The following is a 26,102-nucleotide window of genomic DNA, read 5'->3' as shown; positions in this document are numbered from 1 at the left end:
CTCAACGATCGAATTGATCAGTTCCTTCTGTTGGACAGCTCAATCCGGGTCGATCAGACTCCGGGGTGGATCTCGTCGAGGGAGGCAGACCGATGGAATACCGCACCTTGGGCAACACCGGCACGGTGGTGTCCTCGCAGTGCCTGGGCACGATGACGTTCGGCAACGAGAGCAGCGAGGAGGTGTCGCACGCCCAGCTCGACCGGTTCACCGAACGCGGCGGGAACTTCATCGACACCGCCAACGTGTACTCCCGAGGCTTGTCGGAGGAGATCGTCGGTCGCTGGCTGGCGGCCCGGCGGGGGGTACGGGATCAGCTGGTCATCGCGACAAAGGGACGTTTTCCCATGGGGGACGGGCCCAATGATGCGGGCCTCACCCGCACCAACCTGTCCCGGGCGTTGGAAGCGAGCCTGCGCCGGCTCGGGGTCGAGACCATCGACCTCTACCAGGCGCACGCCTGGGACCCCCTGACCCCGATCGAGGAGACCCTCGGCTTCTTCGACGACGCGGCGCGCGCCGGCAAGATCCGATACGCGGGCGTCAGCAACTTCCTCGGCTGGCAGTTGCAGAAAGCGGCGCTGCTGACCCAGTTCCGCGGGCTCGCGCCGATCGTGACGCTGCAGCCCCAGTACAACCTGCTGGTGCGCGACATCGAGTTTGAGCTGGTGGATGTGTGCCGCAACGAGAACATCGGGATCCTGCCGTGGTCGCCGCTGGCCGGTGGCTGGTTGACCGGAAAGTACACGCGTGACCATGTGCCGACCGGCGCGACCCGGCTCGGCGAGGACCCGAAGCGTGGCATGGAGGCCTATGCCCCGCGCAACGCGCAGGAGCGCACGTGGCGGGTCATCGACACGGTGCGGCAGGTCGCCGAGGGGCGTGGTGTGTCCATGTCACAGGTGGCGCTGGCCTGGGTCGCGGACCGCCCCGCCGTCACGTCGGTGATCCTCGGCGCACGCACGCCCGAACAGCTCGACGACAACCTCGGCGCCGCCGATCTGCACCTGTCGGAGAAGGAGACAGCTCTGCTCACCGAGGCCAGCTCGCCGAGCGTGTCCGACTATCCGTACGGCACACCGGGCGTCCAGCAACGCTCGCGTACCCTGCCCCTCTCCAGTTGAGCGACTCCAGCGGCCCCCGGGTCAGCAGCGTCACCGTGGCTGCGCCCGATCTCCGGACCGGGCGAGGATCGCAACACCACCCAGGACGGGATCGGCGGGCAGGACAACATGCTGCGCCCGGTCTCCGGACCGGGCGAGGATCGCAACCCGGGCTGGACGCCCCGCTTCCGCCAACCGGCCCGGCGCTGCGCCCGGTCTCCGGACCGGGCGAGGATCGCAACTGATCTTCATCATTGGGCCAGGCCTGGAGCCGGTCACGCTGGTCCTTAGCAGAGTTATTTGCCTGCGTTCTGTAGTTGGACCAGAAGGTCGACGACGTTAAGAGCCGGCCGCTACAGAGCGTAGGGACCCGGTCTGTTCCTCAACGGACTTCCGGAGATCGTTGATCTCTAGGCTCTGCTCGCAAGTTGCTCGGTGAGTCATCGGCACAGTTGGGCACCTTTGGTCACCGCTCGGCCGTCGGTGGGCACCCGGCGCCTACGGAGGGGGTGGCATGCTCCGTGTATGCTCCATCGGTCCGATCAAACGGCGGCAGACACCGGTGAGCGCAGGAGGGCACTCCTGGGCACGCGTGGGTATCCGCTGGCAGGTACGCTGGGCCCTCGCGCCCTCGTAGCTCAGGGGATAGAGCATCGGTTTCCTAAACCGTGTGTCGCAGGTTCGAATCCTGCCGGGGGCACGTCACAGAACTGCAAACGCGCAGCGCGACCGGCCGATCACTGATCGTAGAGGCCAGTTTCGCGTTCGAGTAGACGTTTAAGGATGCCCCGGCCGAGCGGCTGGGGGCATCCTCGCGTTGGCTCGATGTACGGGCGCGGAACGCGCCGGGATCGCTGCTACATGTTGACTGGCGGTACGACCGCAGCCCGGCCAGGCTTGGTCGAGGTGACCGGCGGGATCGCTCCTATCGCGGCTGCCCACCGTAATTTGGTGTGGCTCTCATCCGGCATGCGTCCTGCCTGATTTCGGCAAGTTGAAGTGGCCCCGGTTCGGCATTCTGAAGTGGCCCCGGTGTCTGGGTTGCGGGGTCGGGCGGTATCTTGATTTGGCCCACTCGCCGGTCGCTGCGAAGTGCGGCACTCTGATTGGGCCTCACCTCGTTTGGGTGTTTCCGCCGGCCGCGTGAAGTTGCTAGCCCGGTGACGATGGCGTGGTGGAAAGGCAAGTTTCTGGCCCGGGTGATGCTGATGTGGGTCCTGGACGAGGTGTTCATCGGGTACTACGGCGGCCTGTGTCTGACCTGGAGCACCTACCCTGGATCGGACCCGACCCATCCGCCCTGACGAACGGCCCGGTGTCAGCGGCTTCACCGATCAGAATTCTTCCGCCACGTCGTCGGTTCTGGTAGCCCCCTCGCACCGGTGGAAGGATTGGCGACCATGACCGACGCTAGACCGCTGGGCGCTGATGAGGCCTCGTTCATCGCGGTGGTTCGCTCAGGCGATACGGCGCGGTTTGCGCTCATCACGGAGCGCCACCGGCGTGAGCTGCAGGTGCACTGCTACCGGATGCTTGCGAACTACGAGGACGCCCAGGACATGACGCAGGAGACGTTCCTGCGAGCGTGGAACAAGCGGGAGTCGTTCAAGGGCCACGCTGCGCTGCGGACCTGGCTGTACCGGATCGCGACGAACGTCTGCCTTGACTTCCTGGAGAAGCGCAATGACCGCACACCCGTACCGTCCGGGCTGTCGGACTCCGGCTCCGAGGTGCTGTACCTGCAGCCGTACCCCGACCGGATGCTCCCCGAGGACCCGCAGGAATCGGTGGTGGCGCGGGAGACGATCGAGCTGGCGTTCATCGTCGCCGTCCAGCACCTGCCGCCGCGGCAGCGGGCGGTGTTCATCCTGCGCGACGTCGTCGGCTGGCCGGCGTCGAAGGCCGCCGACGCCCTCGATCTGACCATCGCATCGGTGACCAGCGCGCTGCAGCGGGCGCGCGTGACGATGCGCGAGCAGCTGCCCGACCGCCGCCTCGACTGGCGGAGCCCCGCCGCCCACGAGCTGTCGAATGACGAGCGCGGCGTGGTGAAGTCGTACATCGACGCCCATGAGCGCAACGACCTCGACGGGCTGATGTCCCTGCTGCGCGACGACCTGCGCTTCGTGATGCTGCCCGAGGCGGGCACCTCGGTCATCACGGCCAAGGACGCGGTGGACGGCTGGGTCTCCGGTGGGCTCTTCCAGCCCGGCTACGACGACTGGCGCTGTATCGCCACGACGGTCAACCGCATGCCCGCCGCCGCGCTGTACCTCCGCACCCCTGACGACCCGGAGTACCGGTTGTTCAACATCGCGGTCCTGCACATCGTCGACGGGAAGATCGCCGAGCTCACCGGATTCGACGCCACCGACAAACCATGGCTGGACCTGCCCCCGACACTGTGATCAGACAAGTCCCCGTCGTCGACGAGTCCAGCGCCACGGGCCGGCGTCACCGAAGTCACCGCGGAATGAGCACCCCGACCAGCTGAACACCAACGCGACAACGCGAACACCACCGCCCCGCCGGCGTTGCCGGCGGGGCATCTTGATGCCCGAAGAACGTCAGGAAGGATTTCGACCCGGCCTCACGAACCGAGCAACTGGCCCGTGCTCATCGCCTCGTCTCGTATCGGGTCAGCACGACGCCGCCGGGAAATGTCCGCGTCTCCACGAGGTTCAGGTTCACCCAGCTGTCCAGCGCGGTGAAGAACGGCGTGCCGCCGCCCACCAGGACCGGCACGGTGACCAGCATGTACTCGTCGATCAGCCCGGCCCGCATGGCCGCCCCGGCGAGCGTCGCGCCGCCGATGTCCATCGGGCCGGCGTCCTCTGTCTTGAGCCGGGTGATCTCGGTGACCGCGTCGCCGGTGACCAGGCGGGTGTTCCAGTCGACCGTGCTGGTCGTCGAGGAGAACACCACCTTCGGCATGTCCCGCCAGCGGCGGGCGTACTCGATTTCCGCCTGTGTGGCGCCGGGCTGCTGGTCGGCGGTCGGCCAGTGGGAACTCATCGCCTCCCACAGCTTGCGCCCATACAGCGCCAGGCCCGTCGCCCCCACCCGGTCGGACCACCACTGGAACAGCTCGTCGCTCGGCGACGAGTCCGGTCCCTCACCGCCACTCCAGCCGAGGTCGTCGCCGGGCGCGGCGATGTAGCCGTCCAGGGTCACATTCATGCCGAAGGTCAGTTTCCGCATCATGCCAGCCTCTCGTAAGTCGATCTCATACGTACAGACGGGCGCTGCGCGAAAACCTCATCGGTGCGCGCTGCTGGCAGACACAAGGTCACCGCGCAGACATGGCCAGCCAACCGCATCGGCGAAGACGGTCATGAGACGTACGCCGATCCGACATGCGGACACTCCGACAACTCTCCCGCAGGATCTGATGCGTCCTGGCCGACACGGAGGGCATGGTGCGAGCGCCGGCAACGGGCCGGCCGTCAGCGCACGAAGCACCGTTCGGAACCGCCAACCTGCAACCGCCTTGGCAGCTCGAACACGAGGTCAGCCCGCGCATCGGCGCAGCTCAACCCAGGCAACGTCACGGTCAAGCCGTGCAGGTTTGTCTCTAGCCGGGGGCACCAGGTCATCGCCTTGATCGACCGTCACTGTTGCCCCGTCTCCGCCGTTGGGCCTGGCGGAACCGGGGGTGCTGGCCGACACCCGGCTGTTACCCTCCGTCGAGGAGCGCGGAGCGTGACGATCGGGCCTCGCGGGCCCCCGGAACGTCACTCGGTACCCTGCTAGTTCTGGCCAGCCCGCGACGACATGGTGGTACCTGATGAACGATCTTCGAGTGGTGGCGTTCGACCTGGACGACACCCTGGCGGTTTCCAAGTCCCGGATCGATCGTCGCATGGCGGAACTGCTCGGCCACCTGCTGAACGAGGTCGAGGTACTCATCATCTCCGGTGGGCGGTTCGAGCAGTTCGAGTCGCAGGTGCTCGCGCACCTTGAGCTCACCGAGGAGCAGCGCGGCCGGCTGCACCTGATGCCCACCTGCGGCACCCGTTACTACCGCTGGCAGGACTTGGCGTGGCGGCAGGTCTACGCGGAGGACCTGAGCGCGGCGGACAAGGCCCGGGTGATCGAGGTCCTGACCGAGTCAGCCAAGGCGCTGGACCTCTGGGAGGCCAAGACCTGGGGGGACGTCATCGAGGACCGGGGCAGCCAGATCACCTTCTCCGCGCTGGGCCAGTCCGCCCCGCCGGACGAGAAGTACGGCTGGGACCCGGACGGCGGCAAGAAGAAGCGGCTGCGGGACGCGGTCGCGGAGAAGCTGCCGGACCTCGAGGTGCGTGGCGGCGGGTCGACGTCGATCGACGTCACCCGCAAGGGTGTGGACAAGGCGTACGGCATGCGGAAGCTGCTGGAGTGCCTGGACCTGAAGACCGACAACGTGCTCTTCGTCGGCGATCGGCTGGACGACGGCGGCAACGACTACCCGGTGAAGGCGATGGGCATCCAGTGTGTGCCCGTCACCCGCTGGCAGGAGACGGCCGACTACGTCGAGGCGCTCGTCGACGACCTGGTGAAGCTGCGCGCGCAGCGCGCCTGACCCGCCGGGCGGTCGGCACCGCCGCCCCTGGCGCGGGGGTCGGGGCGGCGGCGCCGAGTCGTCACAGCGCGGCGCGGATCGCCTCGGCGAGGGTGGCCGGCGCGCGGCCGAGCAGGGTGGCCAGATCGTCGCCGGCCACTTCCAGCTCGCCCCGGGCCTGTCCCCGGTCGCCGTCGGCGATCACGGCCGCGTACCCCTCGGGGAGGCCGGCCGCGACGAGCAGCTCGGTGTACTTCGCCACCGGCAGGTCGGTGTAGCCGACCTCGGCGCCGGTCTGCCGGGACACCTCGCCGGCCAGTTCGGCCAGCGTGAAGGGGGCGCCGCCCAGCTCGTACACCCGGTTGGTGTGTCCCTCGGTGGTGAGCACCGCCGCGGCGGCCTCGGCGTAGTCGGCGCGGGTCGCGGCGCTGACCCGCCCGTCGCCGGCCGCGCCGGCGACGCCGTGCTGGCGGTACGTCGCGAGCTGGCCGGTGTAGTTCTCCAGGTACCAGCTGTTGCGCAGCAGGACGTACGGCAGGCCGGACGCGCGGATCTCCGCCTCGGTGGCCCGGTGCTCGGCGGCGAGGAGGAGGTCGGAGGTGTCGGCCTTGACGATGCTGGTGTAGACGACCAGCCCGACGCCGGTCTCCTTGGCGGCGGTGACCACGTTGTGGTGCTGGGCCGCCCGGCGGCCGACCTCGCTGCCGGAGACGAACATCAGCTTCTCGGCGCCGGCGAACGCGGCCCGCAGCGACTCGATGTCGTCGTAGTCGGCCTGCCGGGTGACCACCCCGCGCCCGGCGAGGTCGGCGAGGCGGTCGGTGTCGCGGCCGAGCGCCACGATCCGGTCGGCCGGTACGCCCCGGCGGAGCAGCGAGTCGACGATCAGGCGGCCGAGCTGGCCGGTGGCGCCGGTGACGACGATGGACATGCGAACTCCCGTGGTGCTGTCAGGTGGAACTGTCATCGGGAAGCAACGGGGAACACCCGAGGCTTACTTCCCGTTGGAGAGTAGGCACCTCAAAGTTCGGTACGAACTGAAAGAGAGTAAAGGCGTGAACCCGGATCCTTTCAACCGGAACTGCGGCAGCCGGAAGGTCCTCGACCGGATCGGCGACCGCTGGAGCGTCCTCGTCGTCCTCACCCTCGCCGACGGTGGGAAGCGCTACGGCGAGCTGGCCGAGCGGATCGACGGGATCAGCCAGAAGATGCTCACCCAGACCCTGCGTGGCCTGGAGCGCGACGGTCTGGTCACCCGCACCGTGCACGCCACCGTCCCGCCCCGGGTGGACTACGCACTGACCGACCTGGGGCGCAGCGTGCTCGACCTGGTCGCCGGCCTGGAGGCCTGGGCCACCACCCACCTCGCCGAGGTGGAGGCCGCCCAGGCCCGCTACGACGGCCGCTGAAGTTCCGGAACCGGCGCCGTCTGGCGCGACCGGCGTCGACGGGGTAGAAACAGGACGTCCCGGTCGTGAGAGCGCTCTCCACGCCCAAGGTCGATCCCGTACCCCACCGACAGGCAGGCTGATGAGACCACTCGACCCCTCCCGCCGCCGTTTCCTCACCCTCACCGCCGCCTCGACGGCCTCCCTCACCGCCCTCGGACTTCCCGCGCTGCCGGCCGTCGCCGCCCCCGCCGCCGCGGAGGACCGCGCGGAGCCGGACTTCGGCCCGAACGTCTTCGTGTACGACCCGTCGACCCCGACCGCCGAGATCCAGTCCACCCTGGACCGGCTCTACGCCGCCCAGGAACACAACGAGATGGGCGCCGACCGGTACGCCGTGCTCTTCAAGGCCGGCCGGTACGAGGTCAACGCCAAGCTCGGCTACTACACCACCGTCGCCGGCCTCGGCTCCCACCCCGACGACGTCGAGATCCACGGCGCGGTACGCGTCGTCGGCCAGCCCGACCCGAACTCGCCGGCCGGCATCTCCGCCCTGACCAACTTCTGGCGTTCCGCGGAGAACCTCTCCGTCACGCCCACCGACTGGTCGAACCAGTGGGCCGTCTCCCAGGCCTCCCCGATGCGCCGCGTCCACATCAAGGGCATCCTCTGGCTGGAGCCCGGCAACGGCGGCTACTCCAGCGGCGGCTACATCGCCGACTCCAAGGTGGACGGCATCACCATCAACGGCTCCCAGCAGCAGTGGCTGACCCGGGACAGTGAACTCGGGGGCGACTGGACCAACGGGGTCTGGAACCAGGTCTTCTCCGGGGTGCTCGGCGCGCCCGCGCAGGGCTTCCCGAACCCGCCGTACACCACGCTGCCGACCAGCCCGGTGACCCGGGAGAAGCCGTACCTCTTCGTCGACGCCGACGGTGGCTGGCGGGTGGCCGTACCCGGGCTGCGGCACGACACCGCCGGCACCACCTGGGGCGCGGGCGCCCGGCCGGTGCCCTCGCTGCCGCTGGGCGACTTCTTCGTCGCCAAGCCCATCGACTCCGCCCAGCGGATCAACCAGGAGCTGGCCCGGGGGCGGCACCTGCTGCTCACCCCCGGCGTCTACCACCTGGACCGGGCGCTGCGGGTCAAGCGCCCGGACACCGTGGTGCTCGGCCTCGGCATGCCGAGCCTCGCCCCGACCACCGGCGACGCCGCCCTGCGGATCGAGGACGTCGACGGCGTACGGATCGCCGGCGTGCTGGTCGACGCCGGGCCGCAGGAGTCGGAGGTGCTGGTCGAGGTCGGCAAGCGGCACAGCCACCGCAGTCACGCCACCAACCCGATCTCGCTGCAGGACGTGTTCTTCCGGATCGGCGGTCCCGGCGTCGGCCGGGCGGTGACCAGCCTGGTGGTGAACAGCCGGCACACCATCGTCGACAACATCTGGGCCTGGCGCGGCGACCACGGCAACGGCATCGGCTGGACCTCGAACACCGCCGACACCGGGGTGGTGGTCAACGGCGACGACGTGACCGCGTACGGGCTCTTCGTCGAGCACTACCAGCGGTACCAGACGATCTGGAACGGCGAGCGCGGGCGCACCGTCTTCTACCAGAGCGAGCTGCCCTACGACCCGCCCAGCCAGGCGGCGTGGAGCAGCCCGACCGGGCTGGGCTGGGCTTCGTACCAGGTTGCCGACCAGGTGCGCGAGCACGAGGCGTGGGGGCTCGGCGTCTACTCCTACTTCAATCAGGGCGTCGACATCCGCTGCGACCGGGCGATCGAAGCGCCGAAGCGGGCCGGCGTGCGCTTCCACGACGCGGTCACGGTCTTCCTCGACGGCAGCGGCGGCATCGAGCGCACGGTCAACGAGGCCGGCACCCCGGTCGTCGGCTCGTACGGCACCAGCCCGGTGGTCAGCTACCCGTGACAGCGGGCGGGCGCGGCGTACCGGCGATGTAACAAGAATTCGTTGGAATGCGCTGCGCCCGCTTCGCGGTGCGCGGGCACATCGCCGGCAATAGGCTCCGGCATATATCGAGGACCGGCGTTTCGCGGCCGCCCAGGAGGAACGGGAGACGGACGCGATCGAGGGGGCGCGTCCGCCGCCGGCCGCCGCCGGTGCCTCGACCACCGCTCCTGTGAACCGGAGGGCCCATTGCGTCGTCCCGCACTGCTCGCCGCACTGACCGGCACGGCCGTCGCCGCCGTCCTGGCCGCTGCCGCACCAGCGTCCGCCATCAACTCCTACAACGCCCGCCCCGCGCCCGAACGCACCGAGGTCGGCGCCCTCATCGTCCAGTGGGACAAGGACGGAAATCCCGCCACCCCGGACGACGTGGACTGGCACTGCACCGGCACCATGATCGACCGGAACACCTTCCTCACCGCCGGCCACTGCACCACCGACTGGTCCCCGGGCGCCCGCTTCTACGTCTCGCTCGCCCAGGACGTGCAGGGCGAGTTGGACGCCGCGCACGCCGCCGGGCTCAGCCCGGAGCAGGTCGCGGCGGCGGTCGCCGTCGAGGGCATCGAGCACACCAGCCCCGACTACCCGGGCAACTCCGCCGATGCGCACGACATCGCGGTGGTCGAGTTCTCGGACACTCAGGCCGCCGCGCTCGCGAAGCGCTGGCCGTTCACTCCGGCCACCCTGCCGACCGCCGGCCAGCTCGACGCGCTCGGCTCCCGTGGGCTCGACGCGGCGACCTGGCAGGTCACCGGCTACGGCACCGAGGAGGCCGCGCGCGGCCCGGGCGGGCAGACCCACCCCGGCGGCGGGGTCCGGCTGAAGGCCGAGGTCGGCTTCAACGCGCTCAACAAGACCTGGGTCCGGCTGGCCATGAACGAGAGCCGGGGTTACGGCGGCGCCTGCTACGGCGACTCCGGCGGCCCGAACTTCGTCACCGTCGACGGCGCGCTGGTGCTCGCCGCCACCACCATCACCGGCGACGGCCCGTGCTACGCCACCAACGTGTCGTACCGGCTGGACACCCCGAGCGCCCGGGGCTTCCTCGACGCCTACGTCGACCTGCCCTGACCCTCACGCACCAGCGGCGGCCGGCGGGACCCATCCCGCCGGCCGCCCCCGTGCCGGCCGGCGGGTCACGGACCGTCAGGCGGGCAGCTGCTCCGCGCTGCTGAGCACCCGGTCGACCAGGCCGTACTCGCGGGCCTGCTCGGCGGTGAACCAGCGGTCGCGATCCCAGTCGCGCTGGATCTCGTCCAGCGTCCGCCCGCTGTGCTCGGCGATCAGCTGCTGCATCGTCCGCTTCACATGCAGCATGTTCTCCGCCTGGATGGTGATGTCCGCCGCGGTGCCGCCCATCCCGCCCGACGGCTGGTGCATCATGATCCGCGAGTGGGGGAGCGCGAACCGCTTCCCGGCCGCCCCCGCGCAGAGCAGGAACTGCCCCATCGAACCGGCCATCCCCAGCGCCAGGGTGGCCACGTCGTTCTTCACGTAGCGCATCGTGTCGTAGACGGCCATCCCGGCGCTGACCGAGCCGCCCGGCGAGTTGATGTAGAGGTAGATGTCCCGGTCCGGGTCCTCGGCGGCCAGCAGCAGGATCTGCCCACAGATCTGGTTCGCCGACTCGTCGGTGACCTCGGTGCCCAGGAAGATGATCCGTTCCCGGAGCAACCGCTCGAAGACCTGGTCACCGAAGGACGGCTGCCCGCCGTCCAGCATCCACACGCCGTGCCCCATCATCTGACCGCCCTCCGCGCCGCCGGCGGGCGACGGACCGCCCGGGGAACCGGCGGTCTCCAGCCTCCGGCGGCCCGGCCGCCGGGGCCCAACGATTCTGCCCGGGGCAGATCGGCCGTGGGCAGAACCCGCCCGGCCTAGCCGACGGTCAGCCGCCGCCGGCCCGCCCGGGCCCGCCTGCGGGCCAGCAGGCTTGAGGTACGCGGACCGGGGCGCCCGGCCGGCGTGGAGGCGATCAACCGGACCCGCAGGCCCGCCCCGCCGACCGTCGACCCGACGTGCCCGGTCGACCCGCCGGCGAACAGCCCTCCCCCGGCGGGCAGCAGCGTCCCGGCCGGGCCGGCGATCCGCGGCAGGTGGCCGCCGAGCCGCGCGCCGCCGACGTACGGGACCCGCCCGCCCGTCCCCGGCGTGGCGTCGGCCGAGGCAGCGTCCCGGCGCGGCCTCCCGCCGATGGCGGCTCCGTCCAGGTGTGGCGTCCCGCCGTCGGGGTGGAAACCGATCCGCAGGCGGGGGCCGGCGGTGTCGCGGCGGGCGGCCGGCACCCGGTCGAGCCGGGCCAGGGCCGTCCCGGACGTGGCGGGGACCCGCCGCTCGACTCGGCGCAGCTCGTCGCGGGCCTCCTCCAGCAGGTCGGAGAGGTTGATCCCGAGGGCCCGGCAGATCGCCGCCAGCACCTCCGAGGAGGCCTCCTTGCGACCGCGTTCCACCTCGGAGAGGTAGGGCAGCGACACCCCGGCCGCCAGGGCGACCTCACGCAACGTGCGGCCCTGCCGCAGCCGCACCCGGCGCAGCACCCCGCCGATCACCCGTCGCAGCAACGACATGCGGGCCTCCTCGCGGTCGTCGTCCCGGGACAACCCCATCATGCCCGCCGGCCGGCGTCACCGGGCGTCCGGGCGGGCCGGGCGCCCACCCGGTCCGGCCGGACATCGATACCGGCCACCCGGGAGGCCGGCGGACGCCGTACCCGCTATGTTGTGGGCGTGCGAGCGACGGTGGCGGGGCAGGACCGACGGTGATCCATTTTCCCGCGCAACGGCGGGGGCCACTGAGCGCGCTCAGCCTGCGCCTGCTCGCCGCCCTCGGCCTGATCCTCGCCGTGGTCACCGCGGTCTACCTGGACCGGGACGGCTACCGCGACGTCAACGAGGACGGGCTCACCCTCCTCGACTGCTTCTACTACGCGGTGGTCTCGCTCTCCACCACCGGGTACGGCGACATCACCCCGGCGGCGCCCTCGGCGCGCCTGGTCAACGTCCTGTTCGTCACCCCCGCCCGGGTGCTCTTCCTGATCATCCTGGTCGGCACCACCCTGGAAGTCCTGACCGAGCAGTACCGGACCGGCCGTCGCCTGTCGCGGTGGAGGAGGACCGTGAAGGACCACGTCATCATCTGCGGCTACGGCACCAAGGGCCGCAGCGCCGTGTCCGCCCTGATGGAGAACGGGCTGGACAAGTCCCGGATCGTGGTGGTGGAGCGCAGCGGCCCGGCCCTGCGCCAGGCCACCTCGGCCGGGCTGGTGGCCATCGAGGGTTCGGCCACCCGCTCGTCGGTGCTGGAGGAGGCGCACGTACGCAACGCCAAGGCGGTGATCATCGCGACCGACAGCGACGACGCCTCGGTGCTGGTGGCGCTGACCGTACGCCAGCTCACCGCCGGCCAGGTCCGGATCATCGCGGCGGTCCGCGAGGCGGAGAACGCGCCGCTGCTCAAGCAGAGCGGCGCGCACCACGTGATCGTCTCCTCGGCCACCGCCGGTCGGCTGCTCGGCCTCTCCACCTCCGCCCCGCCGCTGATCGACGTGGTGGAGGACCTGCTCACCCCGGGGCAGGGCATGGCGCTGGCCATGCGCTCGGCCGAGCGCGACGAGGTGGGCCGCTCCCCGCGGGAGCTGGAGTCCCTGGTCATCGCCCTGGTCCGGCGGGGCAAGGTGGTCGCGCTGAACGACCGGGCCGGCGCGGTGATCGAGACCGGCGACATGCTGGTCCACGTCCGCGACGACCGCCCGCAGGCCGCCACCTCCATCCCCTGACCCCGCACGAAGGGCGGCCGTCCCCTCGGTGACGGCCGCCCTTCGACGTCGTGTCTCAGTGCGTCACATGATCGTCCAGGTGTCGCCGCTGGACAGGAGCCCGGCGAGCTGCTGCTCGGGGGTCTCGCTGACCTTCGCCTTCGCCGTGGCGACCTGCTCCTGCACCGCGCTGTCGTAGGACGGGCGACGGACCGAGCGGAACACGCCGATCGGGGTGTTGCGCAGGTCCAGCCCGGGCAGCCGGGACAGCGCGAAGGCGTACGCCGGGTCGGCGACCGTCGCGTCGTGCACGACGATCTCCTCGGGGTTCACGTTGGCGGTGTCGCGGACCTCGAGGCCGAAGCCGCCCGGTGGGTGGACCACGCAGAACTGCCCGTCCTTGCCGAAGGTGATGGGCTGCCCGTGCTCCAGCCGGATCAGGTAGTCGTCCCGGGTGCCCGGCTCCTTGAGCTGGTCGAACGCGCCGTCGTTGAAGATGTTGCAGTTCTGGTAGATCTCCACGAAGGCCGAGCCCTCGTGCTCCGCCGCGGCCCGCAGTACCGACTGGAGGTGCTTGCGGTCCGAGTCGATGGTGCGGCCGACGAAGGTGGCCTCGGCGCCGAGCGCCAGCGACAGCGGGTTGAACGGGGCGTCCGCCGAGCCGACCGGGGTCGACTTGGTGATCTTGCCGACCTCGGAGGTGGGCGAGTACTGCCCCTTGGTCAGGCCGTAGATCCGGTTGTTGAACAGCAGGATCTTCAGGTTGACGTTGCGGCGCAGCGCGTGGATCAGGTGGTTGCCGCCGATGGAGAGCGCGTCGCCGTCACCGGTGACCACCCAGACCGACAGGTCCGGCCGAGACACCGACAGGCCGGTGGCGATCGCCGGGGCGCGGCCGTGGATCGAGTGCATCCCGTACGTGTTCATGTAGTACGGGAAACGCGACGAGCAGCCGATCCCGGAGATGAAGACGGTGTTCTCCCGGGGGATGTTCAGCTCCGGCATGAACTGCTGGACGGCGGCCAGGATCGCGTAGTCGCCGCAGCCGGGGCACCAGCGCACCTCCTGGTCGGACTTGAAGTCCTTGGCGGTGAGCTTGAGGGCGACGGGCTCAGACATTCTTCAGGACCTCTTCCAGCATCGTCTCCAGCTCGGCGGCCGTGAACGGCAGGCCGCGGACCTGGTTGTAGCCGATCGCGTCGACCAGGTACTTCGCCCGGATGACGTGGGCAAGCTGGCCGAGGTTCATCTCGGGGATGACGACCCGGTCGTAGGCGCGCAGCACCTCGCCCAGGTTGGCCGGCATCGGGGCCAGGTGCCGCAGGTGCGCCTGGGCGATGGGCAGCCCGCGCTGGCGCAGGCCCCGGCAGGCCGCCCCGATCGGCCCGTACGTCGAGCCCCAGCCCAGCACCAGCACCCGGGCGTCGCCGTCCGGGTCCTCCACCTCGATGTCCGGCACCGGGATCGCCTCGATCCGGGCCGCCCGGGTGCGGACCATGAAGTCGTGGTTCGCCGGGTCGTACGAGATGTCGCCGGTCTTGTCGGCCTTCTCCAGGCCGCCGATCCGGTGCTCCAGCCCCGGCGTGCCGGGGATGGCCCACGGCCGGGCCAGGGTCTCCGGGTCGCGCAGGTACGGCAGGAAGGTGGTGCCGTCCTCGCCGTTGGGCGCGGTGGCGAACTCCACCCGCAGGTCGGGCAGGGACGCCACGTCGGGCAGCAGCCACGGCTCGGAGCCGTTGGCGACGTAGTTGTCCGACAGCAGGATCACCGGGGTGCGGTAGGTCAGCGCGATCCGCGCCGCCTCCAGGGCCGCGTGGAAGCAGTCCGACGGCGACTTCGGCGCGATCACCGCGACCGGGGCCTCGCCGTGCCGGCCGTGCAGCGCCAGGTTGAGGTCGGCCTGCTCGGTCTTGGTGGGCATGCCGGTGGACGGCCCGGCCCGCTGCACGTCGACGATCACCAGCGGCAGCTCCAGCGCCACCGCCAGGGAGATCGTCTCGCTCTTCAGCGCCACGCCGGGGCCGCTGGTGGTGGTCACGCCGAGCGAGCCGCCGTAGGAGGCGCCCAGCGCGGCGCCCACCGCGGCGATCTCGTCCTCCGCCTGCATGGTGATCACGCCGAACCGCTTGTGCTTGCTCAGCTCGTGCAGGATGTCCGAGGCCGGGGTGATCGGGTACGCCCCGAGGAAGACCGGCAGCCCGGAGCGGACCCCGGCGGCCACCAGGCCGAGCGAGAGCGCCGCGTTGCCGGTGATGTTCCGGTAGGTGCCCGGCAGCATCTTCGCCGGCTTCACCTCGTACCGGACCGAGAAGTCCTCGGTGGTCTCGCCGAAGTTCCAGCCGGCCCGGAAGGCGGCCACGTTCGCCGCGACCAGTTCGGGCCGGGCGGCGAACTTGCGCTCCAGGAAGCGCAGCGTCGACTCGTACGGCCGGGAGTACATCCAGGAGAGCAGGCCGAGGGCGAACATGTTCTTGGCCCGCTCGGCGTCCTTCTTGGACACGTCCTGCTCGGCCAGGGCGCCGACCGTCATCGAGGTCAGCGCCACCGGGTGCACCACGTAGCCGGCGAGCGAGTCGTCGTCCAGCGGGCTGACCGTGTAGCCCACCTTGGCGAGGTTGCGCCTGGTGAACTCGTCGGTGTTGACGATGATGTCCGCGCCGCGCGGCAGGTCGGCCAGGTTGGCCTTGAGTGCCGCCGGGTTCATCGCGACCAGGACGTTCGGGGCGTCGCCCGGGGTCAGGATGTCGTAGTCGGCGAAGTGCACCTGGAAGCTCGACACGCCCGGGAGGGTTCCGGCGGGGGCCCGGATCTCGGCCGGGAAGTTCGGCAACGTCGAGATGTCGTTGCCGAGCTGCGCCGTCTCGGAGGTGAACCGGTCGCCGGTGAGCTGCATGCCGTCGCCGGAGTCGCCGGCGAACCGGATGACCACCCGGTCGAGTTGACGGATCTGCTTGGTCACGCCCGCACCTCGCTTCGCTCAGCGCCGTCGCACGGGCGGCTGAACATGTTGGTGACCCCGCCTTGCCCGGCCACGTGACCTCCTTGACGCGCTGCTGTCGCCGACCGTCCGAAGCTGTCCGGCCCGCTCCGTTCCTCACGTCAGAGCCTACGTCGGTCCCTTAGGGCCACCTTGGTGGAGGTCCGACGTATGGGACCTGATCGGGCCGCTGTATGCCCGGCTTTGCGGTGTTTAGTACCGGGACCCGTAATCCAGATCACCGCACGGTGGCCGCGCTGGCCGGGGCGCCCCGGCCCGGCGGCGTTCACTCGCCGCCGGCGGGGGCGGCGGCCGGGTCGGTCGGCGCGGCGGTCATCCGCCGGCGCAGCGAGGTGGTCGCCAGGACCAGGGCCAGCACCACCAGGAATCCGGAGACCCCGATCAGGGTGATCGCCGTCCGCTGCGCCGAGCTGAGGCCGCCGCCGTCGGAGGCCTGCTCGGCGGCGGCGAGCGCGCCCTGGGAGCCGGTCGGCGCGGGGGTGGCGACCGGCGGGGTGGACAGGGCGGCCGCGGCGGTGATCCGGAAGCTCATCTGCACCTGCCGGCTGCGGCCGCTGCGCGGGTCGAGCCGGCCGACGACCGCGCCGGCCAGCGGGGCCCGGCGCTGCGCCTCCGGCGTGGCGGTCACCGGCAGCCGGAGGGTGGCCGTGCGCCCCGCGGGCACCGTGCCGAGGTCGCACCGCGTGCGGGTCGGCGCCAGCGGGACGCAGCCGGCCGGCGGGCCCGACGCGGTCACCCCGTCGGGCAGGATCACCTCGATCCGGCCGGCGGCGTCCACCCGGCCGGTGTTGCCGAGCCGGACGGTCAGCGCGCTCGGGGCGCCACTGATGTCGAAGAGCACCTCGTCGGTGCGGAGCGAGATGCCGGGCACCGGCGGGCCGGGCGGGAAGAGCACGGCGAAGCCCTCGTCGTCCGCCGCCGCGCCGGTCACGCCCGGGGCGGTGGCGGTCACCCCCACCGAACCGCCGAGCGGCATCGAGCGCCAGGCCGCCCCGTCGACCCGGACCCGGATCGAACTGCTGAACCGGGCGCCGGGCGCGGTGGTCCACTCGCCGCAGCGGTAGGTTCCGCCGCCGGCGGGCGCGCAGCCGGTGGTCCCCGCGTCGGTCAGCCCGGCCGGCAGCGTGTACCCCAGCCGGATCAGCTCCGGCCCACTGCCGGTGTTCGTGACGGTCACCCGCAGCGTGGTCACCGTGCTGTCGGCGTTCCAGTAGGCCGCGGTGAGCGCGATGTCCTCGGTGGTCACCCGCACCCCGAGCTGGCCGGCGGCCGGCTGGCCGGGGCCGGGCTGGACCGGGGGTCGCACCGGCGGCACGACGGGCGGGGGCGGCGGGGGCGGGGCGGTGGTGGGGGCCGTGGTGGTCGGCACCGGGTCCCCGGGCGCGGTGGTGACCGGCACGGGCTCGGTCGTCTCCGGGGCCGGCGGGGTGGTCTCCGGTGGCGCGCTCTCGGTCGGTGGCGCCGTGGTCGGCACCGGGTCCGTGGCGGTCGGTTCGACCGGGGGAGTCGTGTCGGTCGGGTCGGTCTCGGGGTCGCCCCCCGGATCCGTGGCCGCCGTGACCACGCCCGTCGCCACCGGTGACGCCGTCGCCCAGCCGGGAGCGACCGCTACCGCCGTGGCCAGGCCGACCGCGAGCGACGCCGCCAGCAGTGCGGAGGTACGTCGCCGCGCCACCCGCCGGTCGGGGCGTACGGGCAGGTCGGCCATCTGTCCTCCGTGACGGTCAGTGAGATTTCATTATTCGGTAATGGTTGCCGCACGGCACTAGTTCCGCAAGGAAACAAATCCGTAACGTGTTCGGTCTGCCGCGAAGGTGGGGCACGGTAGGCTCGTCCCCCGTGACCGGTTACCTCGGCTCGTACGCCACGCTCGGTCTCCTGCTGCTCGCCAGCGTCCTCTTCTTCGTTACGGCGTTCTCGGCCAATCGGGTGTTACGTCCTGGCCGTCCGGCCGATCCCTGGGGCAAGCGGACCAGCTATGAGTGCGGTCTCGATCCGGTCGGCGGCGACTGGGCGCAGATGCAGATCCGCTACTACGTCTACGCGTACCTGTACGTGCTCTTCGCGGTGGAGGCGGTCTTCCTCTTCCCGTGGGCGCTGGTCTTCGACCGCCCCGGATTCGGCGCGACCACCGTCGTCGAGATGGGGATCTTCGTCGCCGTGGTCGCGCTCGGCATCCTCTACGCCTGGCGGAAGAACATCCTGCGCTGGACCTGACCCCGCCAGCCCGGCCGACCACCCGGTCAGGCCGGGCCGCGCCCGGTCAGGCCAGGCCGCGCCGGGTCAGGGTGGGCGGCCGGTCGCCCCGGATCGAGGCGACCATGTCCAGCACCCGACGGGTCTGCAGCACCTGGTGAGCGCGGAACACCCGGGCCCCCAGCCACGCCGAGACCGTCGTCGCGGCGAGGGTGCCCTCCAGCCGTTCCGGCACCGGCAGGTCCAGGGTCTCGCCGATGAAGTCCTTGTTCGACAGGGCCACCAGCAGCGGCCAGCCGGTGCCGGAGAGCTCCGCGAGCCGCCGGGTGATCTCCAGCGAGTGCCGGGTGTTCTTGCCGAAGTCGTGCGCCGGGTCGATCAGGATGCCGTCGGGGCGTACGCCCAGGCCGACCGCCCGCTCGGCGAGCCCGGTCACCGTCGCGACCACGTCGGCCACCACGTCGTCGAAGGCGGCCCGGTGCGGCCGGGTCCGCGGGCTGAGCCCGCCCGCGTGCGAGCAGACCAGCCCGGCGCCGGTCGCCGCGGCGACCCGGGCCAGCGCCGGGTCCGCCCCCGACCAGGTGTCGTTCAGCAGGTCGGCGCCGGCCGCCACCGCCTCCACCGCCACCTCGGCCCGCCAGGTGTCGATCGAGATGACCACGTCGGGGAAGGCGGCCCGGACCGCGGCGATGGTGTCCACCGTGCGGCGGATCTCCTCGGCGACGTCGACCTCCTCGCCGGGGCCGGCCTTCACCCCGCCGATGTCGATGATCTCCGCGCCCTCGGTGACCGCGCGTTCCACCGCGCGCAGCGCGCTGTCGGCCGCGAAGGTGGCGCCCCGGTCGAAGAACGAGTCCGGCGTGCGGTTGACGATCGCCATCACCACCAGTTCCCCGGGGGCGAACGTCCGCCCACCGAGCCGCAGCGCCCCGGCCATCCCGCCTCCTGGTCTCCGCCCGCCGTCGGCCGTACCGCCGGCCGCCCCCGACGCTATCCGGTCCGTCCCCGAGCGCCGGAGTCCGGTACGTCCCGGGGTTGCGAATCATGATCGGAGCGGGTGGTGGGCTCGCCCGGGGCCGGCCAGCGTGCCACGATCTCCCCATGGGTGAGGTTCTGCTCCTCTTGGTCGTCGCGCTGACCGTCGCGGCGGTGGTGTTCGGGGTGACGGTGCTGATTTCCGGACGCGATCCGGGCCTGGCGCCGGCCGAGCCGGACGGGCGGGCCGTGCCCCTGCCGGGCAGTCGCCCGCTGCGGGAGTCGGACGTCGCCGAGGTCCGCTTCGACACGGCCCTGCGCGGCTACCGGATGGCCCAGGTCGACCAGGCGATGCGCCGGGCGGCCTACGACATCGGCTACAAGTCCGAGCTGATCGGCGTGCTGGAGGCCGAGGTCGCCGCCCTTCGGGAGGGGCGGACCGAGGAGGCCGAGACGCTGCGCCGCGCCCGGGAGGAGGCCGCCGGCACGGCTGCCACCGCCGCGCCGGCCGCCGCGTCCAGGGAGCGCCCCGCCGGCCCGGTGGGCCCGGCCCCGGACGGTCCGGCCGCCGACGCTCCGGCCCATGCGCTCACCGCCGAGGCGGGCGTGGCGGAGGCGCCGGCCGCCGCCGCGGTGGAGGACGAGGCGACGTTGCCGACCACCGACGCGCGGCCGACCACCGACGCCGAGCCGACGACCGCCCGGCCGACCACCGGCGGCGAGGTCGCCCCGGCCGCGGCCGTCGAGCAGCCGGCGACCGACGTCCCCCTCCGGCCGCCGGCCGAATCCACCGCCGCGCCGGTGGCCTCGCCCGGCGCCGCCGAGGCCGACGAGTCCGACGACCGGGACCGTGGCCAGGTGGTCCGGTCGGAGTCGGCGTGACCCCGCCGGAGGACGCCGACGGCTTCGCCGAGGCGGCCCAGCCCGGTGCCGGCGAGATCACCGCCACGGTGATCGTCAACGCCCCGGCCGAGCGGGTCTTCGCCGCGCTGACCGCCTGGGAACGGCAGTCCGACTGGATCCCCTTCACCACGGTCCGGGTGGTCGAGGGCGACGGCGGCGAGGGCAGCCTGGTGGAGGCGGTCACCGCGCTCGGCCCGGCCGCGCTGCGCGACGAGATGCGGGTGGTCCGGGTCGACGCGCCGTACGAGGTCGGCGTGGTGCACTGCGGCCGGCTGCTGCGCGGGCCGGGCGTGCTGCGCTGCACGCCGATGGAGCGCGACCGGACCCAGGTGGTCTGGCACGAGTGGTTCCACCTGCCCGGCGGGGCCGCCGGCCGGGTGGCCTGGCCGGTGCTCTGGCCCGGCTCGAAGTTCAGCCTGACCCAGGCGCTGAAGAAGTTCGCCCGGCTGGTGGAGCAGGGCCGGCTGCCCTGACCGCCGCCGATTGTCGGTGGGCTGGCCTAGCGTGTAGGCCGTGACTGACCTGGTGACCGGCCCCGACGGGCTGCCCCGCTGCGCCTGGGGCGCGAGCACCCCCGACTACGCCGTCTACCACGACACCGAGTGGGGCCGGCCGCTGCGCGGCGACGACGCGCTCTACGAGCGGATGACCCTGGAGGCGTTTCAGTCCGGCCTGTCCTGGCTGACCATCCTGCGCAAGCGGCCCGCGTTCCGGCTCGCCTTCGACGAGTTCCGCATCGACAAGGTCGCCGGCTACGGCGAGGCGGACGCCGCCCGCCTGCTGGCCGACGCCGGCATCGTCCGCAACCGCGCCAAGATCGAGGCGGCGATCGCCAACGCCCGGGCCGCGCTGGAGCTGCCCGACGGGCTCTCCGCGCTGCTCTGGTCGTACGCGCCGGCACCGCGGGCCGGCCGGCCCCGGTCGTTCGCGGAGGTGCCGGCGCTGACCCCGGAATCCACCGCGATGGCCAAGGCGCTCAAGAAGCGCGGCTTCCGCTTCGTAGGACCGACCACCGCGTACGCGCTGATGCAGGCCACCGGGATGGTCGACGACCACCTCGCCGGCTGCCACGTGACGATCGACCCGACCGGGGCGGGCGGCGCCTGAGGCGGTGGCGCCCGGCGCGGGTGACGTCGGCGGCGGCCCGGCGACGTGGCGGCGCCGGCGGCGACCCGGCGTGATGGGATTGGACCATGACCGACACCGAGGTCCGCGCGAGCGGGACGATCGACGGCGGCAGCGGGCCCGGCGCCTGGGCGGTGCTGCTGCCCGCCGAGCGGTACGAGGCCGAGCGGCTCGTGCACCACGACACCCTGGAGCTGACCGGGCTGGACGGATCGGCCCGGCCCCGGCCCGGCGACCCGGTGGCGGTGCTGGCCGACGCGCCGCCCCGGCTGGTGGCCCTCGGTCGGGTCGCCGCGGCCACCGCCGAGACCCGGGAGGATCCGGACGACCCGCAGTCCGAGGCCGGCCCGGGGTCGCTCGTGGTGACGTACACCCGGCGGGTCTTCGACGAGCCGGTGCCGGCGGACGGCCTGGCGCTGGACGGGCCGGTGACCGGGCTCGACGCGGCCACCTGGCGGGAGCTGGCCGACCGGGTCGGTCCGCCGCCGGCGCGCCGCTCCTGGCTGGTCAGCCTGGACCTGCCGATCGAGGCGGCCTCGGCCGCCGAGGCGGTCCGGCTCTTCTGGGCCTACGTGCAGGAGCTGGGGCCGCGGGAGCTGCCGGCCTTCGTCTCGCCGTCCGGCGACGAGCTGGCCATGCAGGCGTTCGTGCTCGGCGCGGAGGCCAACCAGGATCCCGAAGAGGACGACTGACCGGCCGGCGCCCGGTTACGGTGCCCGGGGAGGGCCGGCGCCGGCCGGTCGGGCGAGGGGGTCCGATGCGGTTCGAGGACAGGGTCGCGCTCGTCACCGGCGGGGCGTCCGGTCTCGGTGCGGCGGCGGCCCGGCGGTTCGCCGCCGAGGGCGCGAAGGTGGTGATCGCCGACATCGACGCCGAGGGCGCCGAGCGGGTCGCCGGCAGCCTCCCCGACGGGTACGCGGTGACCATGGACACCGGCGAGGCCGCCTCCGTGGAGCAGGGCATCGCCGACGCCATGCAGCGGTACGGCCGGCTCGACGTGATCTTCAACAACGCCGGCATCGACGGACAGCAGCAGCCGCTGCACGAGATGGACGTGGCGAACTGGGAGCGGGTGCGCCGGGTCAACGGCGACGGCGTCTTCTTCGTCCTGCGGTACGGCATCGAGGCGATGCTGCGCGGCGGTGGCGGCGCGATCGTGAACACCTCCTCCACCACCGCGCTGGCCGCCCAGGAGAACATCTCCCCGTACACCTTCACCAAGGCCGGAATCGTCGGCCTGACCCGCTCGGCGGCGATCGAGTACGCGGCCCGCGGCATCCGGGTGAACGCGGTCGCCCCGACGGTGGTGCTGACCCCGCTGGTGGAGCATTTCATCGACGGCGCGCCGGACCCGGGGCAGATGCGCCGGCAGATGGAGTCGTTCAACCCGAAGCCCGGCATTCCCACCCCGGACGACGTGGCCGGGGTGGTCGCCTTCCTCGCCTCGGACGAGGCCGCCTGGATAACCGGCCACACCGTCCCGATCGACGGCGGCTACGTGGCCCGCTGACGGGGCGCGCGGGACTGCCGCGCGCCCCGGCGCGTCAGCGTCCCTCGAAGACCGGTTTCTGCTTGTTCACGAAGGCCATCGTGGCGGCCCTGTGGTCGGTGGTGGCGCCGCAGATCGACTGGGCCTGCGCCTCGGCGGCGAGGGCGTCGGCGAGGGTGCCCGCGTCGGCGATGGAGAGCTGCCGCTTGATCGCCCCGTACGCCACGGTCGGGCCGGCGGCGAGCCGGGCGGCCAGCTCCTGCGCGGTGGGCAGCACCTGCTCGTCGTCGTCCACCAGCTTGTTCAGCAGGCCGAGCCGGGAGGCCTCTTCGGCGCCGACCGGCTCGGCGAGCATCAGCAGTTCGACGGCCTTGGCGTGGCCGACCAGGCGGGGCAGCGTCCAGGAGGCGCCGGTGTCGGCGGCGAGCCCCACCCCGGCGAAGGCCATCAGGAATTTCGTCTTCGGGCCGCCGATCCGGAAGTCGGCGAGGAAGGCCAGGGAGGCGCCGGCCCCGGCCGCCATCCCGCGGACCGCGGCGACCACCGGCTTGGGCAGGTTGGCCAGCCGGGCGGCGATCGGGTTGTAGTGGGCCCGCACGGTCGCGAGCGGGTCGGCGTCGGCGGCTTCCAGGGTCTGCACGTGTTCGCGGAGGTCCTGCCCGGCGCTGAACGACCCGCCCGCCCCGGCCAGCACGACCGCCCGGCAGGAGCGGTCGGTCTCCAGCTCGGCGAGGGTGTCCCGGAGCGCCTCCTTGAGCGCCACGTCGAGCGAGTTCATCGCCGTCGGGCGGTTCAGCGTCAGGGTGACGACGGCGTCGGTGCGGTCGACGAGCAGCGGCTCGGTCACGTTCTCAACGACCCTTCTGTCGGGCGAGGCGGTTGTTGGCGTCGAGGCACCGCTCGACGTACCGGTCGGCGGCCGGCCGGAGCCGGGCCGCGTGGCGGTCGAAGAAGCTGGCCGCGCTGGTGCCCGGCCAGCGCTCGGGGAGCAGCGCCGGGGGCAGCTGCGGGTCCTGGAAGAGGAAGGTACGCCACGCGTGCACGAGTCGGAACCGGGCGGCGTACGCCTCCTCGTCGGTGCTGCGTACGGTCACGCCGGCCAGCAGCGGCTTCTGCTCGCCGACGAACCGTTCGTACGCCCGGCCGATCTCGGTGAGGTCCCAGGCGCGGCGGACCACGCCCATCGCGCCCGGGGTGCCGGCGGCGTGCGCGGCGGTGAACCGTTCGTAGCGCACGCCGGCCTCGGCGAGCAGCAGGTCCACGTCCTCGCCGGGGCGGGTGGCGACCCAGGTGCAGTCGTCGAGGGTGCCGTAGCCGAGGAAGGTCAGGTTGGCGGCGAGCCGCTGGCGGTCCCGCCGGGAGGCGGGGGCCGCCAGGACCAGCAGGTCGAACCGGCCGTCCCAGCTGTGCCGTCCGGTCCGGTAGATCCGGGCGGCCGCCTCGTCGAGCCGGCGGGCCGCCTTTGGCGTGATCGAATATCCCGGGCCGGAGGCCAGTCGGAGCGGGTCGAGCCAGCCCTGGCGGACCATCCGGGAGACCGCGGTGCGCACGGCCGGAGGGGCGATCCCGAGCGGCGCCAGCAGCTTGACCAGGGCGGCGACGGGTGCGCGCCCACCCCTGGCCCGGAGGTGGTCGCCGTACAGGTCGAAGAGTGCCGACCGTGCCTGCATGACCGCACATTGTGACAGGCCTATCCAAGATAAGCTAGATGCTGTTACATCAATGCTGCTTCGGTTTGGGTCCGGCGGTGTTCATCAGGGAAAATCATTGGTCGACACCCCGCGAAGGCTGCGGCGGTGATGACGAAGTGGCTGTGGGGCAACCCACCGACCCTGGTGTAGGTCTGAGGGGAGACAACATGGCGGCGATGAAGCCGCGGACGGGCGACGGTCCGCTGGAAGTCACCAAGGAGGGCCGGGGCATCGTCATGCGGGTCCCGCTGGAGGGTGGTGGCCGGCTCGTCGTCGAGATGACTCCCGACGAGGCCAACGCGCTCGGTGATGCGCTGAAGGCAGCCGCCGGCTGATCGAGGAGCGGTGCGCGCGGCACCCGCCGTGCGGACGGTTCATCCTGCCCTGAGCCACCGGCCCAGCCGGTGGCTCAGGGTCCTCGCAGGCCGGGAAGCGGCGGTCTGTCCTGCTTCGTGAACTTTCTGGAGGTACGGTCCAGCGTGCTGGCCATTCGTCTGGTGAGCGGGCCCGAGTGGCTCGACACCCTCGTCCTGCCCATTCGTCCCGCCGGGCCGGCCGAGGGCCCGGACGCCCCGGCCGCGCTGGTCCCGACCACCCCACCGGCTCCCGGCGACGTGCTGGCCGAGGCGGGCGCCCTGCTGCCCGCCGCGCGGCTGACCGGACGCGCCGGCGAACTGCGCGAGCACCTGCGACCCGGCGGGACGCCGCAGCGGCTGATCCTGCTCGGCGTCGGCGCGGGCGACGAGCCGGGCTGGCGGGCGGCCGGCGCGGCGCTCGCCCGGGCCGCCAAGGATGAGACGCAGATCACGGTGATGCTGCCGGCCGGCGACCCGGCGGCGCTGCGCGGCCTGGCCGAGGGGCTGCTGCTGGGGTCGTACCGGTTCCGGATGACCGAGGCCGGCGCAAAGCCCGCGCTGACCGAGGTGGACGTCGTGGCGGGCGACCCGGATGCGCTCGCCCCGACCCTGACGGCGGCCCGGACCACCGCCGAGATGACCCGGCTGGCCCGGGACCTGACCAACACCCCCTCCTCGCTGAAGAACCCGCAGTGGTTCGTCGAGCAGGTCGCGGCGGCCGTGGCCGGCCAGGCCGACCTGCGCCTGCGGGTACGCCAGCCGGAGGAGCTGGCGGCCGAGGGCTTCGGCGGGATCCTCGCCGTCGGCGGCGGCTCGGCCAGCGGTCCCCGCCTGGTCGAGCTGGACTGGCACCCGGCGGACGCGCGTACCCACGTCGTGCTGGTGGGCAAGGGGATCACCTTCGACAGCGGCGGCATCTCGATCAAGCCGGTGCCGGCGATGAAACTGATGCGCAAGGACATGGCCGGCGCCGCCGCCGTGCTCGGCGCGACCCTGGGCGCCGCCGCGCTCCGGCTGCCGGTACGGATCACCACGCTGACGCCGCTGGCGGAGAACATGGTCAGCGGTTCCGCGTTCCGCCCCGGCGACATCGTCCGCCACTACGGCGGCCTGACCAGCGAGACCACCAACTCCGACGCCGAGGGGCGGCTGGTGCTCGCCGATGCCATGGCGTACGCGGTGCGGGAGCTCGCCCCCGACCTGCTGGTCGACCTGGCCACGCTGACCGGCGCGAACGCGGTGGCCCTCGGCAAGCGGCACGGCGCCCTCTACAGCGAGAACGACCAGCTCGCCGCCGACCTGCTGACCGCGATCGACGCCGCCGGCGAGCACGCCTGGCGGATGCCGCTGCCCGCCGACTACGTCGAGTACCTGGGCAGCGACCTGGCCGACCTGCACAGCTCCCCGGAACCGGCCAAGTCGGTCACCGCCGCCCTGTTCCTGCGCGAGTTCACCGGCGACCTGCGGGACCGCTGGGTGCACGTCGACATGTCCGCCCCCTCCTGGGCGGAGGAGGACGACGCCGAGCTGACCCGGGGCGCGACCGGCTGGGGCGTACGCGGACTGCTGCGCTGGCTGGCGACGCTCTGAGCCCCCGGTCCGACCGCGCGCC

At 72.4% G+C, this 26,102-nt stretch carries 26 protein-coding genes and 1 tRNA gene; 17 read left to right on the top strand and 10 right to left on the bottom strand.

All coding sequences use genetic code 11. The features are described from left to right. The first annotated feature begins 92 nt into the window (after window positions 1-92). The 4 genes from OG799_RS25760 (at window position 93) to OG799_RS25745 (ending at window position 3,511) form a co-directional block, all read left to right on the top strand. The gene (locus OG799_RS25760; protein WP_406038350.1) at window positions 93-1,124 is read left to right on the top strand and encodes an aldo/keto reductase; all 1,032 of its coding nucleotides are present in this window, start codon (window positions 93-95) and stop codon (window positions 1,122-1,124) included. A 606-nt stretch (window positions 1,125-1,730) separates the two neighbouring features. After that, window positions 1,731-1,803 (top strand) — tRNA-Arg (locus tag OG799_RS25755). A 466-nt stretch (window positions 1,804-2,269) separates the two neighbouring features. Beyond that, window positions 2,270-2,407 carry a hypothetical protein gene (locus tag OG799_RS25750; protein ID WP_406038348.1) on the top strand — a complete coding sequence of 46 codons (138 nt, stop codon included), beginning with the start codon at window positions 2,270-2,272 and terminating at the stop codon, window positions 2,405-2,407. 96 nt (window positions 2,408-2,503) lie between these two features. Then, window positions 2,504-3,511 carry an RNA polymerase subunit sigma-70 gene (locus OG799_RS25745; RefSeq protein ID WP_357115311.1) on the top strand — a complete coding sequence of 336 codons (1,008 nt, stop codon included), beginning with the start codon at window positions 2,504-2,506 and terminating at the stop codon, window positions 3,509-3,511. A 208-nt stretch (window positions 3,512-3,719) separates the two neighbouring features. On the opposite strand, the gene OG799_RS25740 is transcribed toward OG799_RS25745, so the two are convergent. After that, on the bottom strand, window positions 3,720-4,307 hold the full coding sequence (locus OG799_RS25740) for a dihydrofolate reductase family protein (RefSeq protein WP_406038346.1): 588 nt from the start codon (window positions 4,305-4,307) through the stop codon (window positions 3,720-3,722). 583 nt (window positions 4,308-4,890) lie between these two features. On the opposite strand from OG799_RS25740, the gene OG799_RS25735 reads away from it, so the two are divergent. Then, window positions 4,891-5,667 (top strand): HAD-IIB family hydrolase, encoded by a 777-nt coding sequence (locus tag OG799_RS25735; RefSeq protein WP_406038344.1) that lies wholly within the window; start codon window positions 4,891-4,893, stop codon window positions 5,665-5,667. Window positions 5,668-5,728: 61 nt separating this feature from the next. On the opposite strand, the gene OG799_RS25730 is transcribed toward OG799_RS25735, so the two are convergent. After that, entirely contained in the window at window positions 5,729-6,577 is an 849-nt protein-coding gene (locus OG799_RS25730; protein WP_406038342.1) for an SDR family oxidoreductase, read from the bottom strand. A gap of 124 nt (window positions 6,578-6,701) precedes the next feature. Between OG799_RS25730 and OG799_RS25725 the strand changes: the two genes are divergently transcribed. From OG799_RS25725 to OG799_RS25715, 3 genes are all read left to right on the top strand, one after another. Continuing rightward, entirely contained in the window at window positions 6,702-7,055 is a 354-nt protein-coding gene (locus tag OG799_RS25725; RefSeq protein WP_406038341.1) for a winged helix-turn-helix transcriptional regulator, read from the top strand. Window positions 7,056-7,176: 121 nt separating this feature from the next. Next, entirely contained in the window at window positions 7,177-8,964 is a 1,788-nt protein-coding gene (locus OG799_RS25720; RefSeq protein ID WP_406038339.1) for an adenylyl cyclase, read from the top strand. A 228-nt stretch (window positions 8,965-9,192) separates the two neighbouring features. After that, a complete protein-coding gene (locus OG799_RS25715; RefSeq protein ID WP_406038337.1) occupies window positions 9,193-10,074 on the top strand; it encodes a trypsin-like serine protease in 882 nt (293 codons plus the stop codon). 75 nt (window positions 10,075-10,149) lie between these two features. Here the strand turns inward: OG799_RS25715 and OG799_RS25710 are convergent, their stop codons facing one another. Next, complete coding sequence (locus OG799_RS25710) at window positions 10,150-10,746, bottom strand: ATP-dependent Clp protease proteolytic subunit (RefSeq protein WP_406038335.1); 597 nt, start codon at window positions 10,744-10,746, stop codon at window positions 10,150-10,152. Window positions 10,747-10,880: 134 nt separating this feature from the next. After that, the gene (locus OG799_RS25705; RefSeq protein ID WP_406038333.1) at window positions 10,881-11,570 is read right to left on the bottom strand and encodes a helix-turn-helix domain-containing protein; all 690 of its coding nucleotides are present in this window, start codon (window positions 11,568-11,570) and stop codon (window positions 10,881-10,883) included. Window positions 11,571-11,761: 191 nt separating this feature from the next. On the opposite strand from OG799_RS25705, the gene OG799_RS25700 reads away from it, so the two are divergent. Beyond that, complete coding sequence (locus tag OG799_RS25700; RefSeq protein WP_406038331.1) at window positions 11,762-12,778, top strand: potassium channel family protein; 1,017 nt, start codon at window positions 11,762-11,764, stop codon at window positions 12,776-12,778. Window positions 12,779-12,841: 63 nt separating this feature from the next. On the opposite strand, the gene OG799_RS25695 is transcribed toward OG799_RS25700, so the two are convergent. The 3 genes from OG799_RS25695 to OG799_RS25685 form a co-directional block, all read right to left on the bottom strand. Next, window positions 12,842-13,876, bottom strand: coding sequence for a 2-oxoacid:ferredoxin oxidoreductase subunit beta (locus OG799_RS25695; RefSeq protein ID WP_406038329.1), 1,035 nt, complete (start codon window positions 13,874-13,876; stop codon window positions 12,842-12,844). Beyond that, window positions 13,869-15,716: a 2-oxoacid:acceptor oxidoreductase subunit alpha gene (locus OG799_RS25690; RefSeq protein WP_406038327.1), complete on the bottom strand. Its 1,848-nt coding sequence runs from the start codon at window positions 15,714-15,716 to the stop codon at window positions 13,869-13,871. Before OG799_RS25690 ends, OG799_RS25695 begins: the two co-directional genes overlap by 8 nt. A gap of 304 nt (window positions 15,717-16,020) precedes the next feature. Beyond that, window positions 16,021-17,463 carry a hypothetical protein gene (locus OG799_RS25685; RefSeq protein ID WP_406038325.1) on the bottom strand — a complete coding sequence of 481 codons (1,443 nt, stop codon included), beginning with the start codon at window positions 17,461-17,463 and terminating at the stop codon, window positions 16,021-16,023. Between the two features lie 131 nt (window positions 17,464-17,594). On the opposite strand from OG799_RS25685, the gene ndhC reads away from it, so the two are divergent. Then, a complete protein-coding gene (ndhC, locus tag OG799_RS25680) occupies window positions 17,595-17,972 on the top strand; it encodes an NADH-quinone oxidoreductase subunit A (protein ID WP_406038323.1) in 378 nt (125 codons plus the stop codon). Between the two features lie 46 nt (window positions 17,973-18,018). Here the strand turns inward: ndhC and folP are convergent, their stop codons facing one another. After that, complete coding sequence (gene folP / locus OG799_RS25675) at window positions 18,019-18,888, bottom strand: dihydropteroate synthase (RefSeq protein WP_406038321.1); 870 nt, start codon at window positions 18,886-18,888, stop codon at window positions 18,019-18,021. A 164-nt stretch (window positions 18,889-19,052) separates the two neighbouring features. Between folP and OG799_RS25670 the strand changes: the two genes are divergently transcribed. The 5 genes from OG799_RS25670 (at window position 19,053) to OG799_RS25650 (ending at window position 22,464) form a co-directional block, all read left to right on the top strand. Then, complete coding sequence (locus OG799_RS25670; protein WP_406038319.1) at window positions 19,053-19,808, top strand: DivIVA domain-containing protein; 756 nt, start codon at window positions 19,053-19,055, stop codon at window positions 19,806-19,808. Beyond that, entirely contained in the window at window positions 19,805-20,302 is a 498-nt protein-coding gene (locus OG799_RS25665) for an SRPBCC family protein (protein WP_406038317.1), read from the top strand. Before OG799_RS25670 ends, OG799_RS25665 begins: the two co-directional genes overlap by 4 nt. A 40-nt stretch (window positions 20,303-20,342) precedes the next feature. Next, window positions 20,343-20,936 carry a DNA-3-methyladenine glycosylase I gene (locus OG799_RS25660; protein WP_406038315.1) on the top strand — a complete coding sequence of 198 codons (594 nt, stop codon included), beginning with the start codon at window positions 20,343-20,345 and terminating at the stop codon, window positions 20,934-20,936. An 86-nt stretch (window positions 20,937-21,022) separates the two neighbouring features. After that, window positions 21,023-21,646: a hypothetical protein gene (locus tag OG799_RS25655; protein WP_406038313.1), complete on the top strand. Its 624-nt coding sequence runs from the start codon at window positions 21,023-21,025 to the stop codon at window positions 21,644-21,646. 65 nt (window positions 21,647-21,711) lie between these two features. Beyond that, window positions 21,712-22,464 (top strand): SDR family NAD(P)-dependent oxidoreductase, encoded by a 753-nt coding sequence (locus tag OG799_RS25650; protein ID WP_406038311.1) that lies wholly within the window; start codon window positions 21,712-21,714, stop codon window positions 22,462-22,464. A gap of 34 nt (window positions 22,465-22,498) precedes the next feature. On the opposite strand, the gene OG799_RS25645 is transcribed toward OG799_RS25650, so the two are convergent. Beyond that, window positions 22,499-23,290 carry an enoyl-CoA hydratase/isomerase family protein gene (locus OG799_RS25645; RefSeq protein WP_406038309.1) on the bottom strand — a complete coding sequence of 264 codons (792 nt, stop codon included), beginning with the start codon at window positions 23,288-23,290 and terminating at the stop codon, window positions 22,499-22,501. 4 nt (window positions 23,291-23,294) lie between these two features. Continuing rightward, complete coding sequence (locus OG799_RS25640; RefSeq protein WP_406038307.1) at window positions 23,295-24,113, bottom strand: PaaX family transcriptional regulator C-terminal domain-containing protein; 819 nt, start codon at window positions 24,111-24,113, stop codon at window positions 23,295-23,297. Window positions 24,114-24,301: 188 nt separating this feature from the next. Here OG799_RS25640 and OG799_RS25635 point away from each other — a divergent pair, with 188 nt between their 5' ends. Further along, complete coding sequence (locus OG799_RS25635) at window positions 24,302-24,469, top strand: DUF3117 domain-containing protein (RefSeq protein ID WP_007455245.1); 168 nt, start codon at window positions 24,302-24,304, stop codon at window positions 24,467-24,469. A 144-nt stretch (window positions 24,470-24,613) separates the two neighbouring features. Continuing rightward, the gene (locus OG799_RS25630; RefSeq protein ID WP_406046406.1) at window positions 24,614-26,080 is read left to right on the top strand and encodes a leucyl aminopeptidase family protein; all 1,467 of its coding nucleotides are present in this window, start codon (window positions 24,614-24,616) and stop codon (window positions 26,078-26,080) included. Window positions 26,081-26,102: the final 22 nt, after the last annotated feature.

This window comes from Micromonospora sp. NBC_00898, assembly GCF_045207895.1.
Lineage (GTDB): Bacteria > Actinomycetota > Actinomycetes > Mycobacteriales > Micromonosporaceae > Micromonospora.
Note: the sequence above shows the minus strand (reverse complement) of the source record. Positions and strands in the feature narration are given on the sequence as shown.

Coding starts and splice junctions, on each gene's coding strand:
- OG799_RS25760 (WP_406038350.1), top strand. CDS start 93: ATGGAATACCGCACCTTGGGCAACACCGGCACGGTGGTGTCCTCGCAG.
- OG799_RS25750 (WP_406038348.1), top strand. CDS start 2,270: ATGGCGTGGTGGAAAGGCAAGTTTCTGGCCCGGGTGATGCTGATGTGG.
- OG799_RS25745 (WP_357115311.1), top strand. CDS start 2,504: ATGACCGACGCTAGACCGCTGGGCGCTGATGAGGCCTCGTTCATCGCG.
- OG799_RS25740 (WP_406038346.1), bottom strand. CDS start 4,307: ATGATGCGGAAACTGACCTTCGGCATGAATGTGACCCTGGACGGCTAC.
- OG799_RS25735 (WP_406038344.1), top strand. CDS start 4,891: ATGAACGATCTTCGAGTGGTGGCGTTCGACCTGGACGACACCCTGGCG.
- OG799_RS25730 (WP_406038342.1), bottom strand. CDS start 6,577: ATGTCCATCGTCGTCACCGGCGCCACCGGCCAGCTCGGCCGCCTGATC.
- OG799_RS25720 (WP_406038339.1), top strand. CDS start 7,177: ATGAGACCACTCGACCCCTCCCGCCGCCGTTTCCTCACCCTCACCGCC.
- OG799_RS25710 (WP_406038335.1), bottom strand. CDS start 10,746: ATGATGGGGCACGGCGTGTGGATGCTGGACGGCGGGCAGCCGTCCTTC.
- OG799_RS25705 (WP_406038333.1), bottom strand. CDS start 11,570: ATGTCGTTGCTGCGACGGGTGATCGGCGGGGTGCTGCGCCGGGTGCGG.
- OG799_RS25695 (WP_406038329.1), bottom strand. CDS start 13,876: ATGTCTGAGCCCGTCGCCCTCAAGCTCACCGCCAAGGACTTCAAGTCC.
- OG799_RS25685 (WP_406038325.1), bottom strand. CDS start 17,463: ATGGCCGACCTGCCCGTACGCCCCGACCGGCGGGTGGCGCGGCGACGT.
- folP (WP_406038321.1), bottom strand. CDS start 18,888: ATGGCCGGGGCGCTGCGGCTCGGTGGGCGGACGTTCGCCCCCGGGGAA.
- OG799_RS25670 (WP_406038319.1), top strand. CDS start 19,053: ATGGGTGAGGTTCTGCTCCTCTTGGTCGTCGCGCTGACCGTCGCGGCG.
- OG799_RS25655 (WP_406038313.1), top strand. CDS start 21,023: ATGACCGACACCGAGGTCCGCGCGAGCGGGACGATCGACGGCGGCAGC.
- OG799_RS25650 (WP_406038311.1), top strand. CDS start 21,712: ATGCGGTTCGAGGACAGGGTCGCGCTCGTCACCGGCGGGGCGTCCGGT.
- OG799_RS25640 (WP_406038307.1), bottom strand. CDS start 24,113: ATGCAGGCACGGTCGGCACTCTTCGACCTGTACGGCGACCACCTCCGG.
- OG799_RS25635 (WP_007455245.1), top strand. CDS start 24,302: ATGGCGGCGATGAAGCCGCGGACGGGCGACGGTCCGCTGGAAGTCACC.